22 protein-coding genes and 1 pseudogene are annotated in these 19,916 nt (G+C 71.5%); 7 read left to right on the forward strand and 16 right to left on the reverse strand.

What is annotated here, in order from left to right:
* Positions 1 to 44 precede the first annotated feature (44 nt).
* From AB0K05_RS23385 to AB0K05_RS23395, 3 genes and pseudogenes are all read left to right on the forward strand, one after another.
* Entirely contained in the window at positions 45 to 953 is a 909-nt protein-coding gene (locus AB0K05_RS23385; protein WP_364231591.1) for an EamA family transporter, read from the forward strand.
* 25 nt (positions 954 to 978) lie between these two features.
* Positions 979 to 1,203, forward strand: coding sequence for a hypothetical protein (locus AB0K05_RS23390; RefSeq protein ID WP_364231593.1), 225 nt, complete (start codon positions 979 to 981; stop codon positions 1,201 to 1,203).
* A gap of 9 nt (positions 1,204 to 1,212) precedes the next feature.
* A pseudogene (locus tag AB0K05_RS23395) lies at positions 1,213 to 1,485 on the forward strand (tyrosine-protein phosphatase); the annotation flags it as partial.
* Between the two features lie 319 nt (positions 1,486 to 1,804).
* On the opposite strand, the gene hemL reads toward AB0K05_RS23395, so the two are convergent.
* The 7 genes from hemL to AB0K05_RS23430 form a co-directional block, all read right to left on the reverse strand.
* The gene (gene hemL / locus AB0K05_RS23400) at positions 1,805 to 3,103 is read right to left on the reverse strand and encodes a glutamate-1-semialdehyde 2,1-aminomutase (protein WP_364231596.1); all 1,299 of its coding nucleotides are present in this window, start codon (positions 3,101 to 3,103) and stop codon (positions 1,805 to 1,807) included.
* Positions 3,104 to 3,113: 10 nt separating this feature from the next.
* Positions 3,114 to 3,743 carry a bifunctional DNA primase/polymerase gene (locus AB0K05_RS23405; protein ID WP_148036355.1) on the reverse strand — a complete coding sequence of 210 codons (630 nt, stop codon included), beginning with the start codon at positions 3,741 to 3,743 and terminating at the stop codon, positions 3,114 to 3,116.
* Between the two features lie 129 nt (positions 3,744 to 3,872).
* Positions 3,873 to 4,856, reverse strand: coding sequence for a porphobilinogen synthase (hemB, locus tag AB0K05_RS23410; RefSeq protein WP_148036354.1), 984 nt, complete (start codon positions 4,854 to 4,856; stop codon positions 3,873 to 3,875).
* The gene (locus AB0K05_RS23415) at positions 4,853 to 6,397 is read right to left on the reverse strand and encodes a bifunctional uroporphyrinogen-III C-methyltransferase/uroporphyrinogen-III synthase (protein ID WP_271274783.1); all 1,545 of its coding nucleotides are present in this window, start codon (positions 6,395 to 6,397) and stop codon (positions 4,853 to 4,855) included. Before AB0K05_RS23415 ends, hemB begins: the two co-directional genes overlap by 4 nt.
* Positions 6,394 to 7,308, reverse strand: a complete 915-nt coding sequence (gene hemC / locus AB0K05_RS23420) for a hydroxymethylbilane synthase (protein WP_271274782.1) — start codon at positions 7,306 to 7,308, stop codon at positions 6,394 to 6,396. The genes AB0K05_RS23415 and hemC overlap by 4 nt, the downstream gene beginning before the upstream one ends.
* On the reverse strand, positions 7,305 to 8,561 hold the full coding sequence (locus AB0K05_RS23425; RefSeq protein WP_219544838.1) for a glutamyl-tRNA reductase: 1,257 nt from the start codon (positions 8,559 to 8,561) through the stop codon (positions 7,305 to 7,307). Before AB0K05_RS23425 ends, hemC begins: the two co-directional genes overlap by 4 nt.
* The gene (locus AB0K05_RS23430; protein WP_148036350.1) at positions 8,558 to 9,235 is read right to left on the reverse strand and encodes a redox-sensing transcriptional repressor Rex; all 678 of its coding nucleotides are present in this window, start codon (positions 9,233 to 9,235) and stop codon (positions 8,558 to 8,560) included. Before AB0K05_RS23430 ends, AB0K05_RS23425 begins: the two co-directional genes overlap by 4 nt.
* Positions 9,236 to 9,363: 128 nt before the next feature.
* Between AB0K05_RS23430 and AB0K05_RS23435 the strand changes: the two genes are divergently transcribed.
* A complete protein-coding gene (locus AB0K05_RS23435; protein ID WP_271274780.1) occupies positions 9,364 to 9,600 on the forward strand; it encodes a glutaredoxin family protein in 237 nt (78 codons plus the stop codon).
* A gap of 11 nt (positions 9,601 to 9,611) precedes the next feature.
* Here the strand turns inward: AB0K05_RS23435 and AB0K05_RS23440 are convergent, their stop codons facing one another.
* Positions 9,612 to 11,099: an antibiotic biosynthesis monooxygenase gene (locus AB0K05_RS23440; protein WP_364231601.1), complete on the reverse strand. Its 1,488-nt coding sequence runs from the start codon at positions 11,097 to 11,099 to the stop codon at positions 9,612 to 9,614.
* Positions 11,100 to 11,276: 177 nt separating this feature from the next.
* On the opposite strand from AB0K05_RS23440, the gene AB0K05_RS23445 reads away from it, so the two are divergent.
* From AB0K05_RS23445 to AB0K05_RS23455, 3 genes are all read left to right on the forward strand, one after another.
* Positions 11,277 to 11,930 (forward strand): sigma-70 family RNA polymerase sigma factor, encoded by a 654-nt coding sequence (locus AB0K05_RS23445; RefSeq protein ID WP_148036347.1) that lies wholly within the window; start codon positions 11,277 to 11,279, stop codon positions 11,928 to 11,930.
* Positions 11,931 to 11,996: 66 nt separating this feature from the next.
* Positions 11,997 to 12,686: a DUF5667 domain-containing protein gene (locus tag AB0K05_RS23450; RefSeq protein ID WP_271274778.1), complete on the forward strand. Its 690-nt coding sequence runs from the start codon at positions 11,997 to 11,999 to the stop codon at positions 12,684 to 12,686.
* Positions 12,687 to 12,696: 10 nt separating this feature from the next.
* Positions 12,697 to 13,569, forward strand: a complete 873-nt coding sequence (locus tag AB0K05_RS23455; protein WP_148036345.1) for an HAD-IB family hydrolase — start codon at positions 12,697 to 12,699, stop codon at positions 13,567 to 13,569.
* Here the strand turns inward: AB0K05_RS23455 and AB0K05_RS23460 are convergent.
* The 8 genes from AB0K05_RS23460 to AB0K05_RS23495 all read right to left on the reverse strand — a co-directional run bounded on the left by AB0K05_RS23460 (position 13,566) and on the right by AB0K05_RS23495 (position 19,914).
* Complete coding sequence (locus AB0K05_RS23460; RefSeq protein ID WP_364231604.1) at positions 13,566 to 14,573, reverse strand: LCP family protein; 1,008 nt, start codon at positions 14,571 to 14,573, stop codon at positions 13,566 to 13,568. The genes AB0K05_RS23455 and AB0K05_RS23460 overlap by 4 nt on opposite strands.
* 2 nt (positions 14,574 to 14,575) lie before the next feature.
* Positions 14,576 to 15,160, reverse strand: a complete 585-nt coding sequence (locus tag AB0K05_RS23465; RefSeq protein WP_148036343.1) for an RNA polymerase sigma factor — start codon at positions 15,158 to 15,160, stop codon at positions 14,576 to 14,578.
* A 77-nt stretch (positions 15,161 to 15,237) separates the two neighbouring features.
* On the reverse strand, positions 15,238 to 16,110 hold the full coding sequence (locus AB0K05_RS23470) for a lysophospholipid acyltransferase family protein (RefSeq protein WP_364232104.1): 873 nt from the start codon (positions 16,108 to 16,110) through the stop codon (positions 15,238 to 15,240).
* 38 nt (positions 16,111 to 16,148) lie between these two features.
* Positions 16,149 to 17,144, reverse strand: a complete 996-nt coding sequence (locus tag AB0K05_RS23475) for an NAD-dependent epimerase/dehydratase family protein (protein ID WP_364231606.1) — start codon at positions 17,142 to 17,144, stop codon at positions 16,149 to 16,151.
* Between the two features lie 22 nt (positions 17,145 to 17,166).
* Positions 17,167 to 17,265, reverse strand: coding sequence for an AURKAIP1/COX24 domain-containing protein (locus AB0K05_RS23480; protein ID WP_018654693.1), 99 nt, complete (start codon positions 17,263 to 17,265; stop codon positions 17,167 to 17,169).
* Positions 17,266 to 17,442: 177 nt separating this feature from the next.
* Positions 17,443 to 17,646: a helix-turn-helix domain-containing protein gene (locus AB0K05_RS23485; protein WP_026214222.1), complete on the reverse strand. Its 204-nt coding sequence runs from the start codon at positions 17,644 to 17,646 to the stop codon at positions 17,443 to 17,445.
* A 312-nt stretch (positions 17,647 to 17,958) separates the two neighbouring features.
* A complete protein-coding gene (locus tag AB0K05_RS23490; RefSeq protein ID WP_148036340.1) occupies positions 17,959 to 18,741 on the reverse strand; it encodes a phosphatase in 783 nt (260 codons plus the stop codon).
* Positions 18,742 to 18,750: 9 nt separating this feature from the next.
* Entirely contained in the window at positions 18,751 to 19,914 is a 1,164-nt protein-coding gene (locus AB0K05_RS23495; protein WP_271274775.1) for an acetoin utilization protein AcuC, read from the reverse strand.
* Positions 19,915 to 19,916 lie beyond the last annotated feature (2 nt).

The following is a 19,916-nucleotide window of genomic DNA, read 5'->3' on the forward strand; positions in this document are numbered from 1 at the left end:
CCCCGCGTGAACCCCGGGGCCGAGCCGCGATCCACAGGATCGCCGTGAACACGCTGAGACCCCCTCATCTGGCGCTCGCCATCGGGCTGGCCGCCGTCTGGGGGGTCAACTTCGTCGTCATGCAGGTGGGGCTGGAACACTTCCCGCCCCTGCTGTACGCGGGCCTGCGGTTCGCGATGGCGGCCTTCCCCGCCCTGCTCCTGGTCGGCCGCCCGGCCGTGCCCTGGCGCTGGATCGCCGCGGTCGCCGCGACGACAGGCGCCGGCCAGTTCGCCCTGCTGCTCGTGGGCATGCGGGCCGGCATGCCGGCCGGGCTGACCTCGCTGGTCCTGCAGATGCAGGTGCTGTTCACGATCCTGTTCGCGGTGACGCTCCTCGGCGAGCGCCTCACCGCGCGCCGGGTGACGGGCCTGGCCGTCGCGTTCGGCGGCCTGGCCCTGGTGGCGCTCGACTTCGGCGCCTCCGGCCCGATCGGCGCCTTCGCCCTGTGCGTCGCCGCCGCCGCGGCCTGGGGTCTCGGCAACATCGCCCAGCGCAAGGCCGCCCCGCCCGACTCGCTGCGCTTCATGGTCTGGGTCAGCGCCCTGTCGTCGCCGCCGCTCCTGCTCCTGTCACTCTGGCTGGAGGGCGTCCCCACCCTGACGGCCCCGCTGGAGGGCTGGCTGTCCCTCCTGTACGTGGCCTTCGTCTCGACACTCGTCGGCTTCGGCGTCTGGGGCTTCCTCCTGCGCCGCTACGACGCCTCCACCGTCGCCCCCTACACGCTCCTCGTGCCGGTCTTCGGCATGACCTCGGCCGCCCTCTTCACCGGCGAACCCTTCACCTGGCTCCGCATCGCCGCCGCCGTCCTCATCGTCACCGGCGTCCTGTACGCGGGCACCCGCCCACGCCGGCTGACGGCAGAGCCGGCGGGCCGCTCGGAGGTCACCCCCGCGAACTCCGGCAGAACATAGTCGGCGCTGTGCGCATCTATCTGGCATGGGCGATATCGATGTCGACCCGGCGCCCACGGATCGGCACCTCGACTGGGACGGCTGCATCAACCACGCGACCTCGGCGGTATCCCGGTCCCCGGGGGCGGGACCACCCGGCGGAAGGCCGGCGGGTCTCGTCACCGTGCGCGTGCCGCTGGACGACGCGGACGACTCCGCGTTCTGGGCTCATGTACGGGACGACGAGCTGGACGGGTCGCCCCTCTGCTAACGGCCGTTCCTGGAACGTAAGGCATCGCGGTGCGCCGAGGCCGTCGCCGCCGTCGCCCGTGCCCAGCCGGGCGGCGTCCTCGTCCACTGCGGCATCGGCCACGACCGGACCGGGCTGGTCACCATGCTGCTGCTCGCCCTGGCCGACGTCGACCCCGGCGACATCGCCGCCGAGCTGAGCGCCCCGCGCCTGCCACCGTTGTTCGCCGCTCTGGGGATGGATGACCAGAACGATCTGATCCAGGACATCCTGGACCGCAAGAACACCACGGCCCGTGCCGCCCTGCCGGCCGTCCTGGACGAGACAACCTGGGCGACCGCTTCCACGCTGGGTACGTGCTCCACCTCGGTGACACGAACCCGTCGTCGGGCGACCGGATCTTCTTCACCCCGCTGTCGGCGCTCTGGGAGCATGCGGCACCAACGAGTCTCACCCCGCCGTTTCCTGCCTCACGTGTTCCGGTCAGACCCGCCTCACACTCGGGGGTGCAGGGGGCCGGGAGGCCCCTTGCCAAGGGGAGCTGGGCTCCCCGCTGAGAGGAGCCCGAGCTCGGTGGCGCGGAGCGCCTGGGGGGCGAGGACCTTGGCCGGGAGGGCCTCTGTCACGTGCGGGTCAGGGCCGCGGCGGCGGCCTTGGCGGCGGCCGGGAGGGCGTCGGCCACCAGGCTCAGCGCGTCGTCGTCGTGGGAGGCGGACAGGAACCACGCCTCGTACGCCGACGGCGGCAGGTAGACGCCCTGGTCCAGCATCGAGTGGAAGAACGCCTTGTAGGCCGCGGTGCTCTGGGTCTGGGCGTCGGCGAAGTCGGTGACCTGCCGGTCGGTGAAGAAGATGGAGAACAGGTTGCCCGCCGTCTGCAGCCGGTGCGGCACGCCGGCGGCCGTCAGCGCCGAGGTGGCGGCCTCGGCGACGGCGCGGGCGGCGGCGCCGACCTCGGCGTAGGCGGCGTCGTCGAGCGCGCGCAGTGTGGCCAGCCCGGCGGCGCAGGCCAGCGGGTTGCCCGACAGGGTGCCCGCCTGGTAGACGGGACCCTCCGGAGCCAGATGCGCCATGACGTCGGCGCGCCCGCCGAACGCCGCCGCCGGGAGCCCGCCGCCCATGACCTTGCCGAACGTCATCAGGTCGGCGTCGACCGGGTCCAGCCCGTACCATCCGGAGCGCGAGACGCGGAAGCCCGTCAGGACCTCGTCCACGATGAGCAGCGCCCCGTGGCGGGTGCACAGCTCGCGCAGGCGGCTGTTGAAGCCGTCGAGCGGCGGCACGATGCCCATGTTGGCCGGGCACGCCTCGGTGATGACGCAGGCGATCTCCGCCGCCTCGAAGGCCTGTTCGACCAGGTCAATCGCGTTGTAGGGCAGCACGATCGTGTCGGCCGCCGAGGCGCCGGTCACGCCAGGCGTGTCGGGCAGCCCGAACGTGGCCACCCCCGACCCGGCCGACGCCAGCAGCGCGTCGACGTGACCGTGGTAGCAGCCCGCGAACTTGACGACCTTGGACCGGCCGGTGAACCCGCGGGCCAGCCGCACCGCGCTCATCGTCGCCTCGGTGCCGGAGCTGACCAGCCGCACCTTCTCCACGGGCGCCACCCGGGCCACGATCTCCTCGGCCAGCTCGACCTCTCCCGGGGTCGCGGTCCCGTACGAGAAGCCGCGCGAGGCCGCCTCGGCCACCGCCTCCACGACCGCGGGGTGCCGGTGACCCAGGATCATCGGACCCCACGAGCACACCAGGTCGACGTAGCGGTTGCCGTCGGCGTCGGTGATGTAGGGCCCCTGGCCGGAGACCATGAAGCGCGGCGTGCCGCCGACCGCGCCGAACGCGCGGACCGGAGAGTTCACCCCGCCCGGCACGACGGCGCTGGCGCGGGCGAACAGATCGTCGGAGTTCTTTGTACGGCTCACGCGAAACAGGTTAGTCGGCGAGCCACTCCAGCACGCGGAGCGGGTCGGGGAGCGGGCGGCCGTCGGGGGTGCGCAGCCAGGAGACGGGCTGTCCGGTGGTGAGGGTGGACGGCGGGGCGAGGACGTAGCTGTCGCGGCAGTGCCAGCGCAGGCCAGGCGTGTCCTCGATGGTGGCCGGGTCGCAGTCGAGCTGACAGGACCACCACTCGTCCTCGTCGTCGGGGTTGCCGCGGGTGGCCACATAGAACAGGACCCGGTCGCCGTTGGCGGCGACCGGGCCTGAGGGAGCTCCGGCGGCGTCGATCCTGGCGAGGGCCGACAGGCCGGTGGAGAGCGGCACGTCGAACACGTCGAACACGCGGCCGGTGGGCAGGATGACGTTGGCCTCGGGGTCGTTGCGCCACCAGCGGGTGAGCTGCGCCGTGTCGGTCGTGGCCTGCATGTTCCAGGCGGGCGACAGCGGGTGGGCGCCCGGGTCGGGACAGCCGACGCGGTCACACGAGCAGGCGCGGGGGCCGTTGCGCAGCGGGTGAGCGCCCGGCACGGCCGGCCATCCCAGAGCGGCGTAGCCGAGGACGGCGTCGAGCCGCGAATGCCGCGGCTTCCTTCTGGTACGGCGAGCCAGAGGTACCCCCACCATGGTGTCTCCCGTCGAAGTCACCGTGCCTGAGGCAGTCCCGTCTCCTGGCCTGGCGCACACGCGGGACACACCAGCACGTCTTATGGCACTCTAACGCACACGTCTCAGGACATGACCCGAACCCCATGGTTAGAGGCGGCGTGCCACCTCGGTCGCCCAGTAAGTGAGGATCAGGTCGGCCCCGGCGCGCTTGATCGACACCAGCGACTCCATGATCATGCGGTCGCGGTCGACCCAGCCGTTGGCGGCGGCGGCCTCGATCATCGCGTACTCGCCGCTCACCTGGTAGGCGGCGACGGGCACGTCCACCTCGTCACGGAAGCGGCGGATGACGTCGAGGTAGGCGAGCGCGGGCTTCACCATGACGGCGTCGGCCCCTTCGGCCAGGTCGAGCCTGGCCTCGCGGAGCGCCTCCTCCAGCGGGCCCGCCGGGTCCTGCTGGTGACTGGCCCGGTCGCCGAACTGGGGCGCGCACTCGGCGGCGTCCCTGAACGGCCCATAGAAGGCCGAGGCGTACTTGGCCGTGTAGGCGAGGATCGGGACGCCGGTGAACCCGTCGGCGTCGAGCGCCGCCCTGATGACCCCGACCTGGCCGTCCATCATGCCGCTCGGCGCCACCATCTGGGAGCCGGCCCTGACCTGCGCGACCGCGATGGACGCGTAGCGCTCCAGGGTGGCGTCGTTGTCGACCTCGCCGCTCTCGGTGAGGATGCCGCAGTGGCCGTTGTCGGTGAACTCGTCGAGGCAGGTGTCGGCCATCACCACGATGGCGTCGCCGACCTCGGCGCTCACGTCGCGCAGCGCCACCTGCAGGATGCCGTCGGGGTCGTCGGCGGCCGAGCCGCGGGCGTCCTTGACGGCGGGCACGCCGAACAGGATCAGCCCGCCGACGCCGGCCTCGGCCGCGTCGAGCGCGGCCTTCCGCAGCGAGTCGCGGCTGTGCTGGTAGACGCCGGGCATGGAGCCGACCGGGTGGGGCTCCGCGATGCCCTCCTTGACGAACAGGGGCAGGATCAGGTCGGCGGGGTGCAGGCGGGTGCCGGCCACCATCCTGCGCAGCGCCGGGGTGCGGCGCAGCCTGCGCGGGCGGGCGACGGGGAACTCGGCGCTCACTTGGCCCTCCTTCTGGCGCCCCTGCGGTTCTGGGACGGCTTGCGCGGGGTGTCGCCGGCGGAGAGCGCCGCCGACCGCTGCTTGGCGCCGAACTCCGCCAGCGCTGTCGCCAGGGCCGAGGCGGAGGGCTTGCTCGCCATGACGTCCACGCGCAGCCCGAACTCCTCGGCCGTCTTGGCCGTCTGCGGCCCGATCACGGCGATGATCGTGACGTTGTGCGGCTTGCCGGCGATGCCGACGAGGTTGCGTACGGTCGAGGACGAGGTGAACAGCACGGCGTCGAAACCGCCGCCCTTGATCGCCTCGCGGATCGGGGCGGGCGGCGGCGCGGCCCGCACGGTGCGGTAGGCGGTGACGTCGTCGCACTCCCAGCCGAGCTCGGTGAGCCCGGCGACGAGCGTGTCGGTCGAGATGTCGGCCCTGGGCAGCAGCACCCGGTTGATCGGGTCGAGCATCGAGTCGTACGGCGGCCACTCGTCCACGAGCCCTTCCGACGACTGCTCGCCGGAGGGCAGCAGGTCGGGCCGGACGCCGAACTCGATCAGCGCCCGCGCGGTGGCGTCGCCGACCGCGGCGACCTTGAGCCCGGCGAAGGCACGCGCGTCGAGCCCGTACTCCTCGAACTTCTCCCGCACCGCCTTGACGGCGTTGGCGCTGGTGAAGGCCACCCACTCGTAGCGGCCGGTGACCAGGCCCTTGATGGCGCGGTCCATCTGCTGCGGGGTGCGCGGCGGCTCGACCGAGATGGTCGGCACCTCCTCCGGCACCGCGCCGTACGAGACGAGCTGCTCGGACAGGGCCTGGGACTGCTCCCTCGTGCGCGGGACCAGCACCCGCCAGCCGAACAGCGGCTTGGTCTCGAACCACGACAGCGTGTCGCGCATGCGGACGGCCTCGCCCACCGTGATCAGGGCGGGCTCGGCCAGCGCGGCGTGCTTGAGGTCGGCCTGCAGCCTGCCGAGGGTGGACACCACGGTGTGCTGCTCGGTGGTGGTGCCTGAAGCGGTGACGGCCACCGGAGTGGTGTCGGGCCTGCCCCCGCCGATCAGCGCCTTGCCGATGGCCACGGCCTCGGGCAGGCCGTTGTAGATGACGAGCGTGCCGGGGCAGGCGGCGTGGGAGGCCCAGTCCTGCTCCCGGGCGGCGTCGACGACGCGGAACTCCGGCGTCGACATCGCGGAGGGGATGCCCGCGTAGGCGAGCACGGCGGTCGCTGACGGCACGCCGGGCACGATCTCGAAGTCCACCTCAGCCGCGGCGCAGGCCGCGACCTCCTCGGAGACCGAGGAGAACAGCATCGGGTCGCCCTCGCACAGGCGCACGACGAGCCGGCCGGCGGCGGCGTGGCCGAGGTAGTCGCCCTCGGTCACCTCCACCTCGGGCCGGCTGTGACGGAGCAGGGACCGGTGGGCCTCCACACCCGGCACGACGACGTCTGCCTTGCCGAGCAGCTCGGCGCCACGCAGCGTGAGGAGGTTGGGATCACCGGGCCCGGCGCCAACGAACGCGACGAAACCGGAGGTAGGACTATCGGAGCTCAATGGGAATGCTCCCCCATCAATCTGTCGGCCCCTTCGCGAAGCATCTCGGCCGCGAGCCGGCGACCCAGATCTTCCGCCTCCGAAGGAGAGCCGGCGGTGGACTTGCGCACCGCCTGACGGCCGTCGACAGCGACGACCGCGGCGGTCAGGTTGAGAGTCTGCCCGTCATCGAGCCCGAAAGCACCCACAGGGGCAGAGCAGCCCGCTTCGAGCGCGGCCAGGATGGCCCGCTCGGCGGCCACCGCGGAGCGGGTCCGCGGGTCGTCGAGCTGACCGAGGAACTCGACCATGTCGGCCCGGTCGGCGAGGCACTCCACGGCCAGCGAGCCCTGGCCCGGGGCGGGCAGCACCCGGTCGACCTCGAAGATCTCGGCGATCTCGGCGGTCCGCCCGATCCTGGTGAGACCGGCCGAGGCGAGCACGACCGCGTCCAGCTCGCCGGCGGCGATCTTGCCGATGCGGGTCTCGGCGTTGCCGCGGATCGGCACGTACTCCAGGTCGGGACGGAGCGCGCGGAGCATGGCGACGCGGCGCGGCGAGCCCGTGCCGACGCGGGCGCCCGACGGCAGGTCGGCGAACTTGGCCGGGCCGACGAGCGCGTCGCGGTGGTCGTGGCGGGTGGGGAGCGCGGCCAGCTCGATACGCGGGTCGGGCTTGGTCGGCAGGTCCTTCAGGGAGTGGACGGCGAAGTCGATCTCGCCTTCGAGCAGCTTGTCGCGCAGCGCGCTGACGAACACGCCGGTGCCGCCGAGCTGGGCCAGGTGGGCCTTGCTCACGTCGCCGAACGTCGTGACGCCGACGAGCTCGATGGCGCGTCCGGTGTGTTCTGTGTAGGCGTCGGCGACCATCCGCGACTGCGTCGTGGCCATCAGGCTGCGACGGGTGCCCAGCTTCAAGGGCTGCGGGGTCACAGCTCTACCTCCCTTACGGCTTCGGGCATCTTCGGATCCAGGTCGAACAGCTCGCGCAGCGCTTCCGCATAATGATCGCCTCCAGGAGAGGTGGCGAGCCGCTTGACACGCACAGTGGGCTCGTGCAGCAGCTTGTCGACGACCCTCTGCACGGTCAGGGTCACCTCGTCCCTGGTCTTCTCGTCCAGGCCGGGCACCCTCATCATGAGCCTGCCCAGCTCGGACTCGACCACCCCCGCGGCCTTGCTGCGCAGCGCCACCACCGTCGGGGTGACGCGGGAGGCGCGGGCGGCGTCGAGGTAGGCGGTCAGCTCCTCGGCGAGGAGCCAGCGCGCGGAACGCACCGCGTCGCCCTCACGGTAGCCGATGCCTGACTCGTGGATGGTCTCCAGGTCGACCAGGGTGACGCCTGGGACGGCACGGACGGCCGGGTCGATGTCGTGGGGCAGCGCCAGGTCGAGCAGGAACGCGCCGCGCGTCACCATGTCGGCGGTGATCACGTGGCGGCCGGCGCCGGTGCAGGTGATGACGAGGTCGGCGTCGGCCAGCTCGCGGCCGACCGCGCCGAACTCCACCGCCCGGCCGCCGACGGACGCGGCCAGCCGGGCGCCGCGCTCGTACGTACGATTGGCGATGACGATGTCGGTCACCCCTGCGCGCGCGAGCGTCACGGCGGCCAGGGAGCTCATCGAGCCCGCGCCGACCACCAGCGCGCGCCGTCCGGCCAGCTCGCCGGCCAGCGCCAGGCCGGCGCTCACCAGGGAGGCGCCGGCCTTGTCGATGCCGGTCTCGGTCTGGGCCCGCTTGCCGACCCGCAGCGCGTGCTGGGCCAGTTCGTTCAGGGTGGCGCCGACGGTGCCGTGCTTCTGGGCGAGCTTGAGCGCCTGGCGCACCTGGCCGAGGATCTGACCCTCGCCGACCACCATCGAGTCGAGGCCGCACACGACGGAGAACAGGTGCTCGACGGCCTGCTCCTCGTAGTGCACGTAAAGGTGCGGGGTCAGCTCGTCGACGGGCACGCCGGAGTGGCGGCTGAGCAGCCCGGTGACGGCGGAGACGGCCGCGTGGAAGCGGTCGACGGCGGTGTAGACCTCGACCCTGTTGCAGGTCGAGACCACGAAGGTCTCCGCCACGCACAGGTCTTCCTGCACGTCGTGCAGCAGCTTGGTCAGCGCGTCGCCGGTCACGGACACGCGTTCCAGCATGGCCACCGGGGCGGTCCGGTGGCTCAGGCCGATCGCCAGAACGCTCATTGCGTGTCCACTGCCATGAGTGGCCCCCCAGCCTTGCGTTGCTCGTGGAACGCCAGAATCTGCAGCTCGATGGAAAGGTCGACCTTCCGGACGTCGACGGTGTCCGGGACGGTGAGGACCACCGGAGCGAAGTTGAGGATGCTGGTGACGCCAGCGGCAACCACACGATCGCACACTTCCTGTGCCGCCGCCGCCGGTGTAGCCAGAACCACGATCGAGACTCCACGCCGCTTGATCGCGGCTTCTAGCGCATCAATATGTTCAACATTCAACCCCGCAATGGTGTCGCCCACGACTTCGGGGTCGGCGTCGAACATCGCGGCGACGCGGAAACCCCTGGAGACGAAGCCGCCGTAGTTGGCCAGCGCGCGGCCGAGGTTGCCGATGCCGACGATGGCGACGGCCCAGTCTTGGGTCAGGCCCAGCTCACGGGAGATCTGGTAGACGAGGTACTCCACGTCGTAGCCGACGCCGCGGGTGCCGTAGGAGCCCAGGTGCGACAGGTCCTTGCGGAGCTTGGCCGAGTTGACCCCGGCCGCGGAGGCGAGGTCCTCCGAGCTGACCGTCGCGATCCCCCGCTCCGCCATCAAGTGCAGCGCCCGCAGGTACAACGGCAGCCTGGCGACCGTAGCCTCGGGGATGCCGCGATCGCGGGGGTGGGACGGACTCTTCACCTGCGGGAGCTCCAGGGGAACGGGCGGCGGTGAGCCGCGTGGCGGGATGGAACCGTCTTTCAGGTTAATCCCTTTGTGAACCGATGCACAAAGTCAGCGCTCTGGCAAGGGGCGCTACGGTGGGTGACATGCATCGCATCACCCTCATCGGCAAGCCTGGCTGTCACCTGTGCGAGGACGCCCGGGAGATCATCGCCCGGGTCGCCGGCGAGCTGGGCGTACCGTGGTCCGAGGTGAACATCGAGACCTCCGACGAGCTGCGCGAGCGCTACTGGGAGATGATCCCGGTGACCCTGGTCGACGGTGTCCAGCACGACTTCTGGCGCGTCTCCGAAGACCGGCTGCGCGCGGCCCTGGCCGACTAGAACATCACCGACTAGAACATCACCGTCGGCAGCGGCACGACCTTGGCCGCGCTGATGTCCAGCTCGATGACGTTGGTGGCGAGCACCATCGCCTGACGCTCGCTGACGAACCGCTCGACGTGCGGCTGGCGCTGGTGGTCGCGGTAGGCCACCTCGTCGCGGTAGATCTCGTAGACGATGCGCTGCAGGGGCGCCGACTTGACCGCGTGGCAGGCGTACACCAGCGTGTCGGGCTCGCCCCTGCGCACCGCCTCGACGGTCTGCTCGGCCAGCCGGTCGAACGCGGCGCCGACGCCGTCCATGAGCGTGAAGACGGTGAGCATGCCGTAGATGTTCGGCGACAGCCTCCCGGAGGAGCCCTGCCCGGCCGGCTGGGCGGAGGGCTGGAGGGTGGGCTGCGGGCCGGTCACCGGCACGCGCGGCGCGAACACGTCGGCCCCCGGGTAGAAGGCGCCGGTGGCGGGCCCGTCGGCGGCCATCGGCGAGGACTGGGGCGGCCTCGCGTGGTCCGTGCGGCCGTTCATCACGTATCCGGTCGAGGGGCCGGCGTCGGCCGGCGGCATGCGGGCCGCGTAGCCGGTCTCGGGCGGGCCCATGCGCCCGGTCTCCCCCGTGGACGGGCCCCGGCCGCCCGACGTCATCCGGGCCGCGTAGTCGGTCTCCCCCGTCGCGCGGTACTCGGCCACCAGGTCGCCCAGCCCCGACCGGCGCGGCCGCGGCGGGACCTGGGCGTGCCCCTGCGGGCTCGCGGTGACGGGCTCGGGCTCCGTCCGCCGCCCCACCGGCCGCCGCTCCTCCAGCGGCTCGTCGTCGAAGTCGTCGTCGTCCTCGTACGGGGCCAGCGGGCGCAGCACCGTGTACCAGATCGCGGCGGCGGCGACGACCAGCAGCACGGTCGTGAACACGCCGGGCACCGAGAACCGCATCGCGCCCACCAGGGCCAGCCCGGACGGCACGACGACCAGCGACGCGTGCAGGTTGTCGGTGTCGTACTCGTCGCCGTCGCGCCACCGCAGCGCGGCGATCACCACGCCGGCCGCCATGATCAGGGCGGTCAGCACGTGCGCGCCGATCAGCAGGTAGTGGGGGAATATCGCCCAGTGGGCGCCCCCCGTGGGGAGGGTCTTGCCCATCTCGTCGGAGATGAGCGGGTCGACCATGAGGATCACCGAGGCCGTGAGCGTGTAGGCGATGCCGAACAGCCACGCCACGAACCTCGGCGGCGTCTTCTCCGCCAGGAGCTGAACCAGCCCGACCGCCATCCAGAGCGGCGCCACCAGCGACCCGGTCAGCTGGTAGATCCTGAACGTCGCGGCCCCGAACCCGACCAGATGTCCGATCCCGATCACGCCGAGTGACAGGCACAGCGCCGCGGCCGCGACGGTCCAGGCGATCAACCAGCCCTCTGGCTCCTCACGCAGCCGCCTGACCAGGGCGCCGGTGGCGATGGCGGCCAAGAGCGAACCTGCGAAAGCGATGACGGCGACGAGGATCTCCATGGTGTCTCCCATGCTGCCGGACAAAGCCTCCGAGCCGGTAGCCGAAGAGGGAACGGGTTGGACCACACCGTATCTGCCGCTTACTGGAAGTCATGCCATGGGCAAGTGGATTGTGCAATTTCCGGTTGATTTCTAGAGTGTTCGAGCACGCCGCACCCTTACCCGTAGGGATTCCGGATGCCTGACTCATGGCCGTTCTCCGGGTTGCTCGCGCCGGCCGTCGCCGCGCCCGCCCGGACGACCGAGCCTGACGTGCGCGAAAACCGTGACACGACCGCCGCCGACGACGACCTGCGCACCCTGGTGCTGCATGCCAAGACCGGAGATTCGGACGCCTTTGGCACGCTCTACGACCGATATGTGGACCTCGTCTACCGCTACATCTATTTCCGGGTCGGCTCCCACCCGCTCGCCGAGGACCTGACCAGCGAGACCTTCCTGCGCGCGCTCCGCCGGATCACCGACTTCACCTGGCAGGGCCGCGACTTCGGCGCCTGGCTCGTGACGATCGCCAGGAACCTGGTGACCGACCATTACAAATCCGGCCGCTACCGGCTGGAGATCTCCACCGGCGAGGTGCTCGACGTCCCGCTCGACGGGGCCCACATCCCGGAGAACGCGGTGGTGAACGCCATCATCAACGACCGGGTGCTGCGCGCGGTCCGCGATCTCAATCCGGAACAGCAGGAGTGCGTGGTGCTGCGTTTCCTGCACGGCCTGTCCCTCGCGGAGACCGCGCTGATCATGGGGAAGAAGAGTGGAGCGATCAAAGCGCTGCAGTTCCGGGCCGTGCGCGCGCTGGCCAGAGCGCTCAAGCACGACCTTGCGTAACCCGCTGCCACGCACCGTCGTTAGGCAGGTGTCACGGCAACGCCGCCAGGCGTCGAGGGAGCGGTCATGAACAGGGCGCGCAGATCGCGCGAACGGGTGCTCGGCCATCTCACCGAGCTGAGCGGGCTCCCGCTCGGCGGTGGTCCCGACCCGGCCTTCCGCGAGCGCCTGCGCGCCGATCTCGCCTCCGCCGACCGTGCCTCCTCCCGTGCCGCCTCCCGTGCGGTCTTGCGTGCCGCCACGCCCGCCTCCGGCCCGCCGCCGCGGCGCGGCAGGCACGCGCACCGGCGGCCCCGGCGCAGGCGCCCCTGGCTCGGGCAGCTCGCCTCCGCCGGGGTGGCCGTCACCATGATGGTGTCGATGATCTCCACCTACCGGGCGGTGCCCGGCGACACGCTGTACCCGCTCAAGCGCGCCGCCGAGAGCACGCTCGTCCGTCTCAGCACCGACGACGTGGTACGGGCCGAGCGCGAACTGGTGTCGGCCAACACCCGCGCCAGGGAGGTCGCCCAGCTGCTCGGCGAGGCCGGTGAGGGCCCGCTGGTGGGCCGGACGCTCAAGGAGATGGAGCAGTCGACCCGCGCGGGCGTCACCCGGCTGGAACGGGCCGAACCCCGCTCCCCCAAGATCAGCGAGTTCGCCGAAGAGCAGAAGAACATGGTCGAGCCGATGATCGAGCAACTCGACGGTGACGAGCACGACCAGGCCGTCGGGTACCTCGACTACATCGAAGGTCTCGTGCCCCCATCTGGGTAAGCTGAAGCGCATGTGGCGGGTAATACGACGACGGCACGGTGCCCAGGCCGAGATCGCCGGCGAGGCCGCGGCGGCGGCAGCGGTCGTCGTGCCGCCGGCCGAGCCCGATCTGGAGGCGGCGGCCTTCTTCGACGTCGACAACACCATGATGCGCGGCGCCTCCATCTACCACTTCGCCAGGGGCCTGGCCACCCGCGGCATGTTCGACACCGGCGACCTGTTCAAGTTCGCGATCGGCCAGGCGGCGTTCCGGCTGCGCGGCAGCGAGAACCCCGAGCACATCGCGGTCGCCCGCGAGACCGCGCTGGCGTTCGTCGCGGGCGCGAAGGTCGACGACGTGGTGCGGCTCGGCGAGGAGATCTACGACGAGGTCATGGCCGACCGCATCTGGGCCGGCACCCGCTCGCTCGCGCAGAGCCACCTCGACCGCGGCCAGCGCGTGTGGCTGGTGACCGCCACCCCCGTCGAGCTGGCCCGCGTGATCGCCCAGCGGCTGGGCCTGACCGGCGCGCTCGGCACCGTCGCCGAGACCAGCGAGGGCGTCTACACCGGCCGCCTGGTCGGCGACCTGCTCCACGGCCCGGCCAAGGCCGAGGCGGTGCGCGCGCTGGCCCGCCGCGAGGGCCTCGACCTGACGCGCTGCACCGCCTACAGCGACTCCTCCAACGACCTGCCGATGCTGTCGCTGGTCGGCAACCCGGTGGCCATCAACCCCGACAGCGAGCTGCGCGAGCACGCCAAGAAGCACGACTGGCCGATCAAGGACTTCCGCACCGGCCGGAAGGCGACGCTGACCGCGCTGCCCATCGCGGCCGGGCTGGGCGCGGTGGCCGGCGGGGTCGCCGCCGGCATCGCGCTGCGCAGGCTCTACCGCGACCGCTAGCGCAGCGAGGCGAACAACTTCTCCGCCTCGGGCTGCTTCCAGGCGATCCTGTTCCGGTCCTCCGGGTGGGGGATCCACGGCACCGTGACCAGCTTGACGGTGCTGTCGTGCAGGCTCATGGCGATCCCGATCATCCGTTCGACGTCGAGCTCGGTGTCGGTCGTGACCGACTCGGCCACCACGGACGCCAGCCTCTTGAGCTTGGCGGGCTCGTCCAGGACCTGCCCGGCCTTCTTCGCCATGGCCCGGATGACGGTCTGCTGGCGCTTGATCCGGGCGATGTCGGAGCCGTCGCCGACGGAGCGCAACCGCATGTAGCCGACGGCCCGCTCGCCGTCCAGCAGGCTCTTGCCCGCCGGGAGCGTCAGCTTGGCCTTCGGATCGTCGACGGCCCGCTTCAGCGTCACCTCGATGCCGCCGAGCGCGTCGACGAGCCGCCCGAACCCGGCGAAGTCCACCTCCGCCATGTGGTCGATCCGCACGTCCGTCAGGCTCTCCACGGCCTTCACGGTGCAGGTCAGCCCTCCCCTGTTGTACGCGGAGTTGATCAGGTCGGTGCGGGCGGGCGCCGATCCGCAGGCGGGAAGCTGGACGAGCGAGTCGCGCGGGATGCTGACCGCCGTGGTCCGCTTCCTGTCGGCGGGCAGGTGCAGCAGGATGATCGAGTCGGTGCGCCCCTTGTCGTCGGCCATGCGCGGGGCCGACCCCTTGTCGGTGCCCACCAGCAGCACGTTCAGCGCCTCCGTCACCTTGGCGGGTCGCGCTCCCACCGGATGCTGCGCCGTCCGCCGCAAGTCCCCGAGCAGCAGCGCCGGCACCGCCACGGCGGCGACCGTGGCCACGGTGGCGACGGCGACCAGCCCGGCGGCCATCCAGCCGAACCACCGGCGGCGCGGCCGGCCCTCCACCGCGCCCAGCAGCCGCTCCCGCTGGCGCACCAGCGTCGCCGGGGGTTCGTGCTCCAGCCGCCTGCCGAAGTCCCTGAGCAGCTTGAGGTCGTCCATCGTCACTCCTCTCCCAGCATCGGATTGGTGTCGCCGAGCGCCGCGCGGACCTTCCGCCTGCCCCTGTTGAGGCGGGAGCGCACGGTGCCGATCGGGACGCCGAGCGCCCGCGCGGCTTCCTCGTACGTGAGATCGCCCCAGGCGATGAGCAGCAGCACGTCGCGGTCCTTGGCGGGCAGCGCGGCCAGGGCGCTGGCGAGCCCGGGACCGGCGGCCTGCGCGGTCACCCCGGCGGCCACCCGGTCGGCCGGCGACTCCACGTCCGGTTCGACGGGGGCGCGCCGCAGGGCCCGGTAGCGGGCGGCCTCGGTGCGGTGGTGCCGGGAGACGAGCTTGGTGAGGATGCCGAACAGCCACGGTCTGGCGTCCGCGTGGGCGAGGTCGTAGCTGCCTCGGCGGGAGAAGGCCACCAGGAACGTCTCGCCGACGAGGTCCTCGGCGGGACCGCCGGGGCCCAGGCGGCGTGAGACGTACCTGTAGAGCATGCCGGAGTAGCGGTCGAACAGCTCGGCGAAGGCCTCGGGTTCGGTCAGCGAGGCGCTGATGAGCTCGGCGTCCGCATCCCGGGTGGCGGGTTGAGTGATCATCTCCGCCCTTCTGTGGGGGATCGGTCGGAGATGTCTTGCCACAACCCGCCGTCCGGGTTCACGCCGGGCGGCCGTCGCTAGAGGAAGGGCGGGAAGGCGTGGCCGCGGCGCAGCCTGAGCTGGTCGAGCATCTGCTGGATGACCTCGCGGACGCGGTCGGTGAGGTTGAACACCAGCATCGGGTCGTCGGCCGCGCCGGGATCGTACTCGTCCGTACGGATCGGCTCGCCGAACTCGATCAGCCACTTCGACGGCAGCGGCACCAGCCCGAGCGGGCCCAGCAGCGGGAAGAACGGGGTGATCGGCACATAGGGCAGCCCGAGCAGCCGCGACAGGAACGGCACCTCGCCGATCTTCGGGTAGATCTCCTCCGAGCCCACGATCGCCGTAGGCACGATCGGCACCCCGGCCCTGATGGCGGAGGCGACGAAGCCGCCGCGGCCGAACCGCTGCAGCTTGTAGCGCTCGGAGAACGGCTTGCCGACGCCCTTGAAGCCCTCGGGGAACACCCCGACCAGCTCGCCCTTGCGCAGCAGCCGGTCGGCGTCCTCGGGGCAGGCGAGCGTGTGGCCCGTCTTGCGCGACAGGTGGCTGAGCAGCGGCAGCTGGTAGACCAGGTCGGCGCCGAGCAGCCGCAGCGCCCTGCCCGCCTCGTCGTGCAGGGCGACCTGCATCATCAGCGCGTCGACCGGGAGGGTGCCGGCGTGGTTGGCCACGACCAGCGCGCCGCCCTCCACGGGGACGTTCGCCACCTCCAGCGCCTCGACCCTGAACCAGTGGTGGTAGATCGGCCGCAGCAGCTCCAGCAGCACCTTGTCGGTCAGCTCGGCGTCGTAGCCGAACTCGTCCACCTCGTAGTCGCCGGTCAGCCGCCGCCGCAGGAACTCCAGCAGCCCGGCGAGCGGGCCGTCGTCGCCGGCGTCGCGGGGATAGGACGGGGCGGCGCTGATCGGGACGACCGTGGCGTCCTCCGCCTCGTGGGGAACGCTCACCAGCGGGCACCTCCGACGGCGTGCAGCCCCCGCGAGCTCAGGAAGTCGTCGAACGCCGCCGCGGTGGTGAACTTGGGCCGCCAGCCCAGCTCCGACTCCAGCGCGCCGGTGTCGACCGCGCGGCCGTGGCGCATCAGGCGGAGCTGCTCGGGCGAGTACTCCACCAGCCCGGCGCCGCGCGCGACGTTGCCCAGCAGCTGGAACGCGGGCGACGGCATCGCCAGGGCCGGCCGCCCGGCCCGGCGCACGCACTGCGACAGCAGCAGCACGCCGGCCCCGGCCACGTTGAACGTGCCGGGGTGGTCTTCGGTCGCCGTCCGGCGCAGCACCTCGACCGCGTCATCCTCGTGGACGAACTGCAGCCGCGGGTCGAAGCCGAGCACCGTCGGCAGCACCGGCTGGGTGAAATATCGGGTCAGCGGCGAGTCGACGCCCGGGCCCATGAAGTTGACGAAACGCAGCAGCGAAACGCTGACGTCGGGACGCCGGCGCGCGAAACCCCGCACGTAGCCCTCGACCTCCACGGCGTCCTTGGCGTAGCCGTGGCTCGGGCTGTCGGGCGGCTCCAGGTCCTCGGTGAACACCGCGGGGTCACGGGGCGAGGAGCCGTAGACGGCCGTGGTGGAGCGGACCACCACGCGCCGCACGGTCGCCGACCGCTGGCAGGCGCCGAGCAGCTGCATGGTGCCGATGACGTTGTGCTCTTTCATGGCTGCCCGGCCGGTGCTCCTGGACGGAGCGCTCACCAGGCTCATGTGCACGACGGTGTCGACGTCGGCGGCCGCGAACACCCCGGCGATGTCGGGGCTGCGCAGATCCACCCGGACGAACTCGGTCCGGCCGAGGGGGATGCCGCCGTCTCGGGTGAGCGAGGGGGGCGGCACGGTGTCCACTCCGATGACACGACTGATGTCAGGATCGGCGGCCAGAACGCTCGCCACCCGGGCGCCGATGTGGCGCGAGACCCCGGTGACGAGCACGGTGTGGGTCATCTGCGCCTCGCAGCTGCGTCGTCTACTTCTTGTTACGCCGCTGGATGCGCGTCTTCTTGAGCAGCTTGCGGTGCTTCTTCTTGGCCATCCGCTTGCGGCGCTTCTTGATCACAGAGCCCACGGGACCCCCAGGTCTTGGTAGCACGTCGAAAACAGCGTGCGAGCGCACGCAGGCTCACAGACTACCGGCGATCCATGGTAGATCGCCCCTTGGGGGTGAAAGCCCGGCCGCGCGCCGCGGCCGGGTCTCTCCCGCGACTGCATTCACGGCATGCCGCGGCACACCGCTACTCGTGACTCATCCGGCCTCGATGTAGGCCTCGCGAAGATAGTCGTGCACCGCCTGCTCCGGCACCCGGAACGAGCGGCCGACACGGATGGCCGGCAACTCTCCCGAGTGCACCAGTCGGTAGACAGTCATCTTCGACACTCGCATGACTGTGGCCACTTCAGCCACTGTCAGGAACTTCACCTCACTGAGAGGTCTTTCGCCTGCACCCATCGGACGCCTCTTCCGCACGTGTTTCCGGGTTATCCCCACTGGTGCCATTGCTCACGCACGTGTACTGCTGTCAGCGTAAGTCGGGACTCCGAGTGCGCAAACCCCCTAGTTTCTCAGCCGATGGATCCGCCTGTCAGGCGAATCCGCGAAAATGCTGGCCAGCCGCCCTCTTCAGCCGCCCGCACACCCGTTGGACCTGTCCAAACGGTCACCTATAAGAGTCGCCCACGCCTCATCAAAAGTTGGCAAAGTGACAGTGAGTCCCTGGGAATGCAGGGGCGAAACGACGGTATGAGGATGACCGATTTCAACTCATAGGGCAGCTGTGACTCGTGTGACGAGGCGCTCCGTGAGCGGTGCGTAGTAGCGGGGTAGCACGTTGTCGTCCAAGGGCACCACCACTTCGATCTTGCCCTCGGCCTCCCCCACGAAGAGGCCGGGGTCGTTGCTGTCGGCGAATGCCACAGTGGGCACTCCCGCCTCTCCCGCTGCCCCTGCCCACCCGTGGTCGGCGATAACCAGATCAGGCCTCTCGTCTCCCAGCTCGGCCAGCATGTGCTCCATCGGGGCCGCGTCGTGGGTGTGCACGAACGCGCCCTTGTCGTCGAGCATGGCGACGTCGCCGAGATAGCGGAGCCGGCGCGGGCGGCCGAACCCGGACCCCGCGTAGGTCCAGCCCTCGGCCGGGCACAGCAGCGTCGCCCCGCGCTCCAGCGCCAGCCGCGCCAGCGGCAGGTGGATGGCCAGCAGCCCGGTGGGGTGGCCGGTGGCGAACAGCAGCCGCGGGCCGGGCCGCGACAGCGCGGCGGCGATCCGGTCGGCCATGGCGTCGAGCGCGTCGACGGTGAGGTCGGGGTCGATCGTGTCCTGGCCCCAGCGGTGGCCCGGGTCGGCGACCACGCCCGCGGCCTTGGCCATGAGCGCGAGCACGTCGCGGAAGCGCCACGGCTGCTCGAACGTCAGCCCCAGCATGTAGTAGGGGTCGCGGTTGGCGAGCGAGCTGTAGTGGTCCAGGTTGTTCTCGCGGGAGGTCGCGACCTCCCCGGCGATGCGGGTCTGGACGAGATGCTCGCGGAGTCGATCGCGGCTCAGCACTGGTCTTCCTTAGGGCATCGGATCGAGGCCGTGCAGCGGGAACACCGCGTTTCTGGTCGCCATGATCGCACGGTCGATGGGGTCCGCTGGATCATAACCACCGGATAGATCCTGGAATTCCGGGGTCCGTCCGTCGGTCATGGTCAGCGGCGGCAGCTCGCCCGTGCGCTCGCGTACGAGACGCCGCCAGGCCTCGCTGGTCGGCGTGGCCGGGTCGATCGGGTGGCCGGCGACCTCGGCGATCAGGTGGGTCCAGATCCTGGGCACCACCTGGACCAACTCGTAGCCCCCGCCGCCGGTCGCGATCCAGCGGCCGCCCGCCGTCTCGTGGGCCAGCCGGTGGAGGTAGGCGTAGGCGGTGCGCTGGCCGTCGACGCTCAGCATCAGATGGGCGAGCGGGTCGAGCGCGTGGCTGTCGCAGCCGTGCTGGGTGACCAGGATGTCAGGCCGGAACTCGCGCAGCAGCGGCGGCACCACCGAGTCGAAGGCGCGCAGCCAGCCGGTGTCGCCGCAGCCCGCCGGGAGCGCCACGTTGACGGCGGTGCCGTCGGCGCCGGTCTCGCCGGGGAACCCGGTGCCGGGGAAGAGCGTGCGCGGGCTCTCGTGCAGGCTGATCGTCAGCACCCGCGGGTCGTCGTAGAACAGCGCCTGCACGCCGTCGCCGTGGTGGACGTCGACGTCCACGTAGGCGACACGGCCCGCGCCCTGCCGCAGCAGCCAGGCGATGGCCAGGGCGGGGTCGTTGTAGACGCAGAACCCGCTGGCCGTGGCGGCCATCGCGTGGTGCAGCCCGCCTGCCACGTTGACCGCGTGCCCGGCCGTACCCTCCCAGACCGCGCGGGCGGCGGCGAGCGAGGCGCCGGCGATCAGCGCGGACGCCTCGTGGACGCCCGCGAAGGCGGGGTTGTCGGAGGTGCCGAGCCCCGCCGACAGGTCGGGCCGGCCGGTGGCCGAGACGCGCTTGACGGCCTCGATGTAGCCGGGGTCGTGCACCATCGCCAGCTCGTCGTCGGTGGCGGGGGCGCACGGCGCGACCTCGACCTTGTCGAGCACGCCGAGCTCCCTGGCCAGCGCCATCGTCAGCTCGACCCGGACGGGCGCCAGCGGATGGTCGGGGCCGAAGTCGTAGGAGATGAGGGCGTCGTCCCAGATGACCCGCGCCGGCTGGCTCATGC

Origin of the sequence: Nonomuraea sp. NPDC049486 (assembly GCF_040676925.1) — a bacterium.
Lineage (GTDB): Bacteria > Actinomycetota > Actinomycetes > Streptosporangiales > Streptosporangiaceae > Nonomuraea > Nonomuraea ferruginea.

Bases quoted from the DNA above. Each gene is read 5' to 3' on its own strand.
- AB0K05_RS23440 (WP_364231601.1), bottom strand. From the start codon at position 11,099: ATGGAGATCCTCGTCGCCGTCATCGCTTTCGCAGGTTCGCTCTTGGCC.
- AB0K05_RS23475 (WP_364231606.1), bottom strand. From the start codon at position 17,144: ATGACCCACACCGTGCTCGTCACCGGGGTCTCGCGCCACATCGGCGCC.
- AB0K05_RS23450 (WP_271274778.1), top strand. From the start codon at position 11,997: ATGAACAGGGCGCGCAGATCGCGCGAACGGGTGCTCGGCCATCTCACC.
- AB0K05_RS23435 (WP_271274780.1), top strand. From the start codon at position 9,364: ATGCATCGCATCACCCTCATCGGCAAGCCTGGCTGTCACCTGTGCGAG.
- AB0K05_RS23495 (WP_271274775.1), bottom strand. From the start codon at position 19,914: ATGAGCCAGCCGGCGCGGGTCATCTGGGACGACGCCCTCATCTCCTAC.
- AB0K05_RS23405 (WP_148036355.1), bottom strand. From the start codon at position 3,743: ATGGTGGGGGTACCTCTGGCTCGCCGTACCAGAAGGAAGCCGCGGCAT.
- AB0K05_RS23465 (WP_148036343.1), bottom strand. From the start codon at position 15,160: ATGATCACTCAACCCGCCACCCGGGATGCGGACGCCGAGCTCATCAGC.
- AB0K05_RS23445 (WP_148036347.1), top strand. From the start codon at position 11,277: ATGCCTGACTCATGGCCGTTCTCCGGGTTGCTCGCGCCGGCCGTCGCC.
- AB0K05_RS23485 (WP_026214222.1), bottom strand. From the start codon at position 17,646: ATGGGTGCAGGCGAAAGACCTCTCAGTGAGGTGAAGTTCCTGACAGTG.
- AB0K05_RS23390 (WP_364231593.1), top strand. From the start codon at position 979: ATGGGCGATATCGATGTCGACCCGGCGCCCACGGATCGGCACCTCGAC.
- AB0K05_RS23425 (WP_219544838.1), bottom strand. From the start codon at position 8,561: ATGAGCGTTCTGGCGATCGGCCTGAGCCACCGGACCGCCCCGGTGGCC.
- AB0K05_RS23455 (WP_148036345.1), top strand. From the start codon at position 12,697: ATGTGGCGGGTAATACGACGACGGCACGGTGCCCAGGCCGAGATCGCC.
- AB0K05_RS23460 (WP_364231604.1), bottom strand. From the start codon at position 14,573: ATGGACGACCTCAAGCTGCTCAGGGACTTCGGCAGGCGGCTGGAGCAC.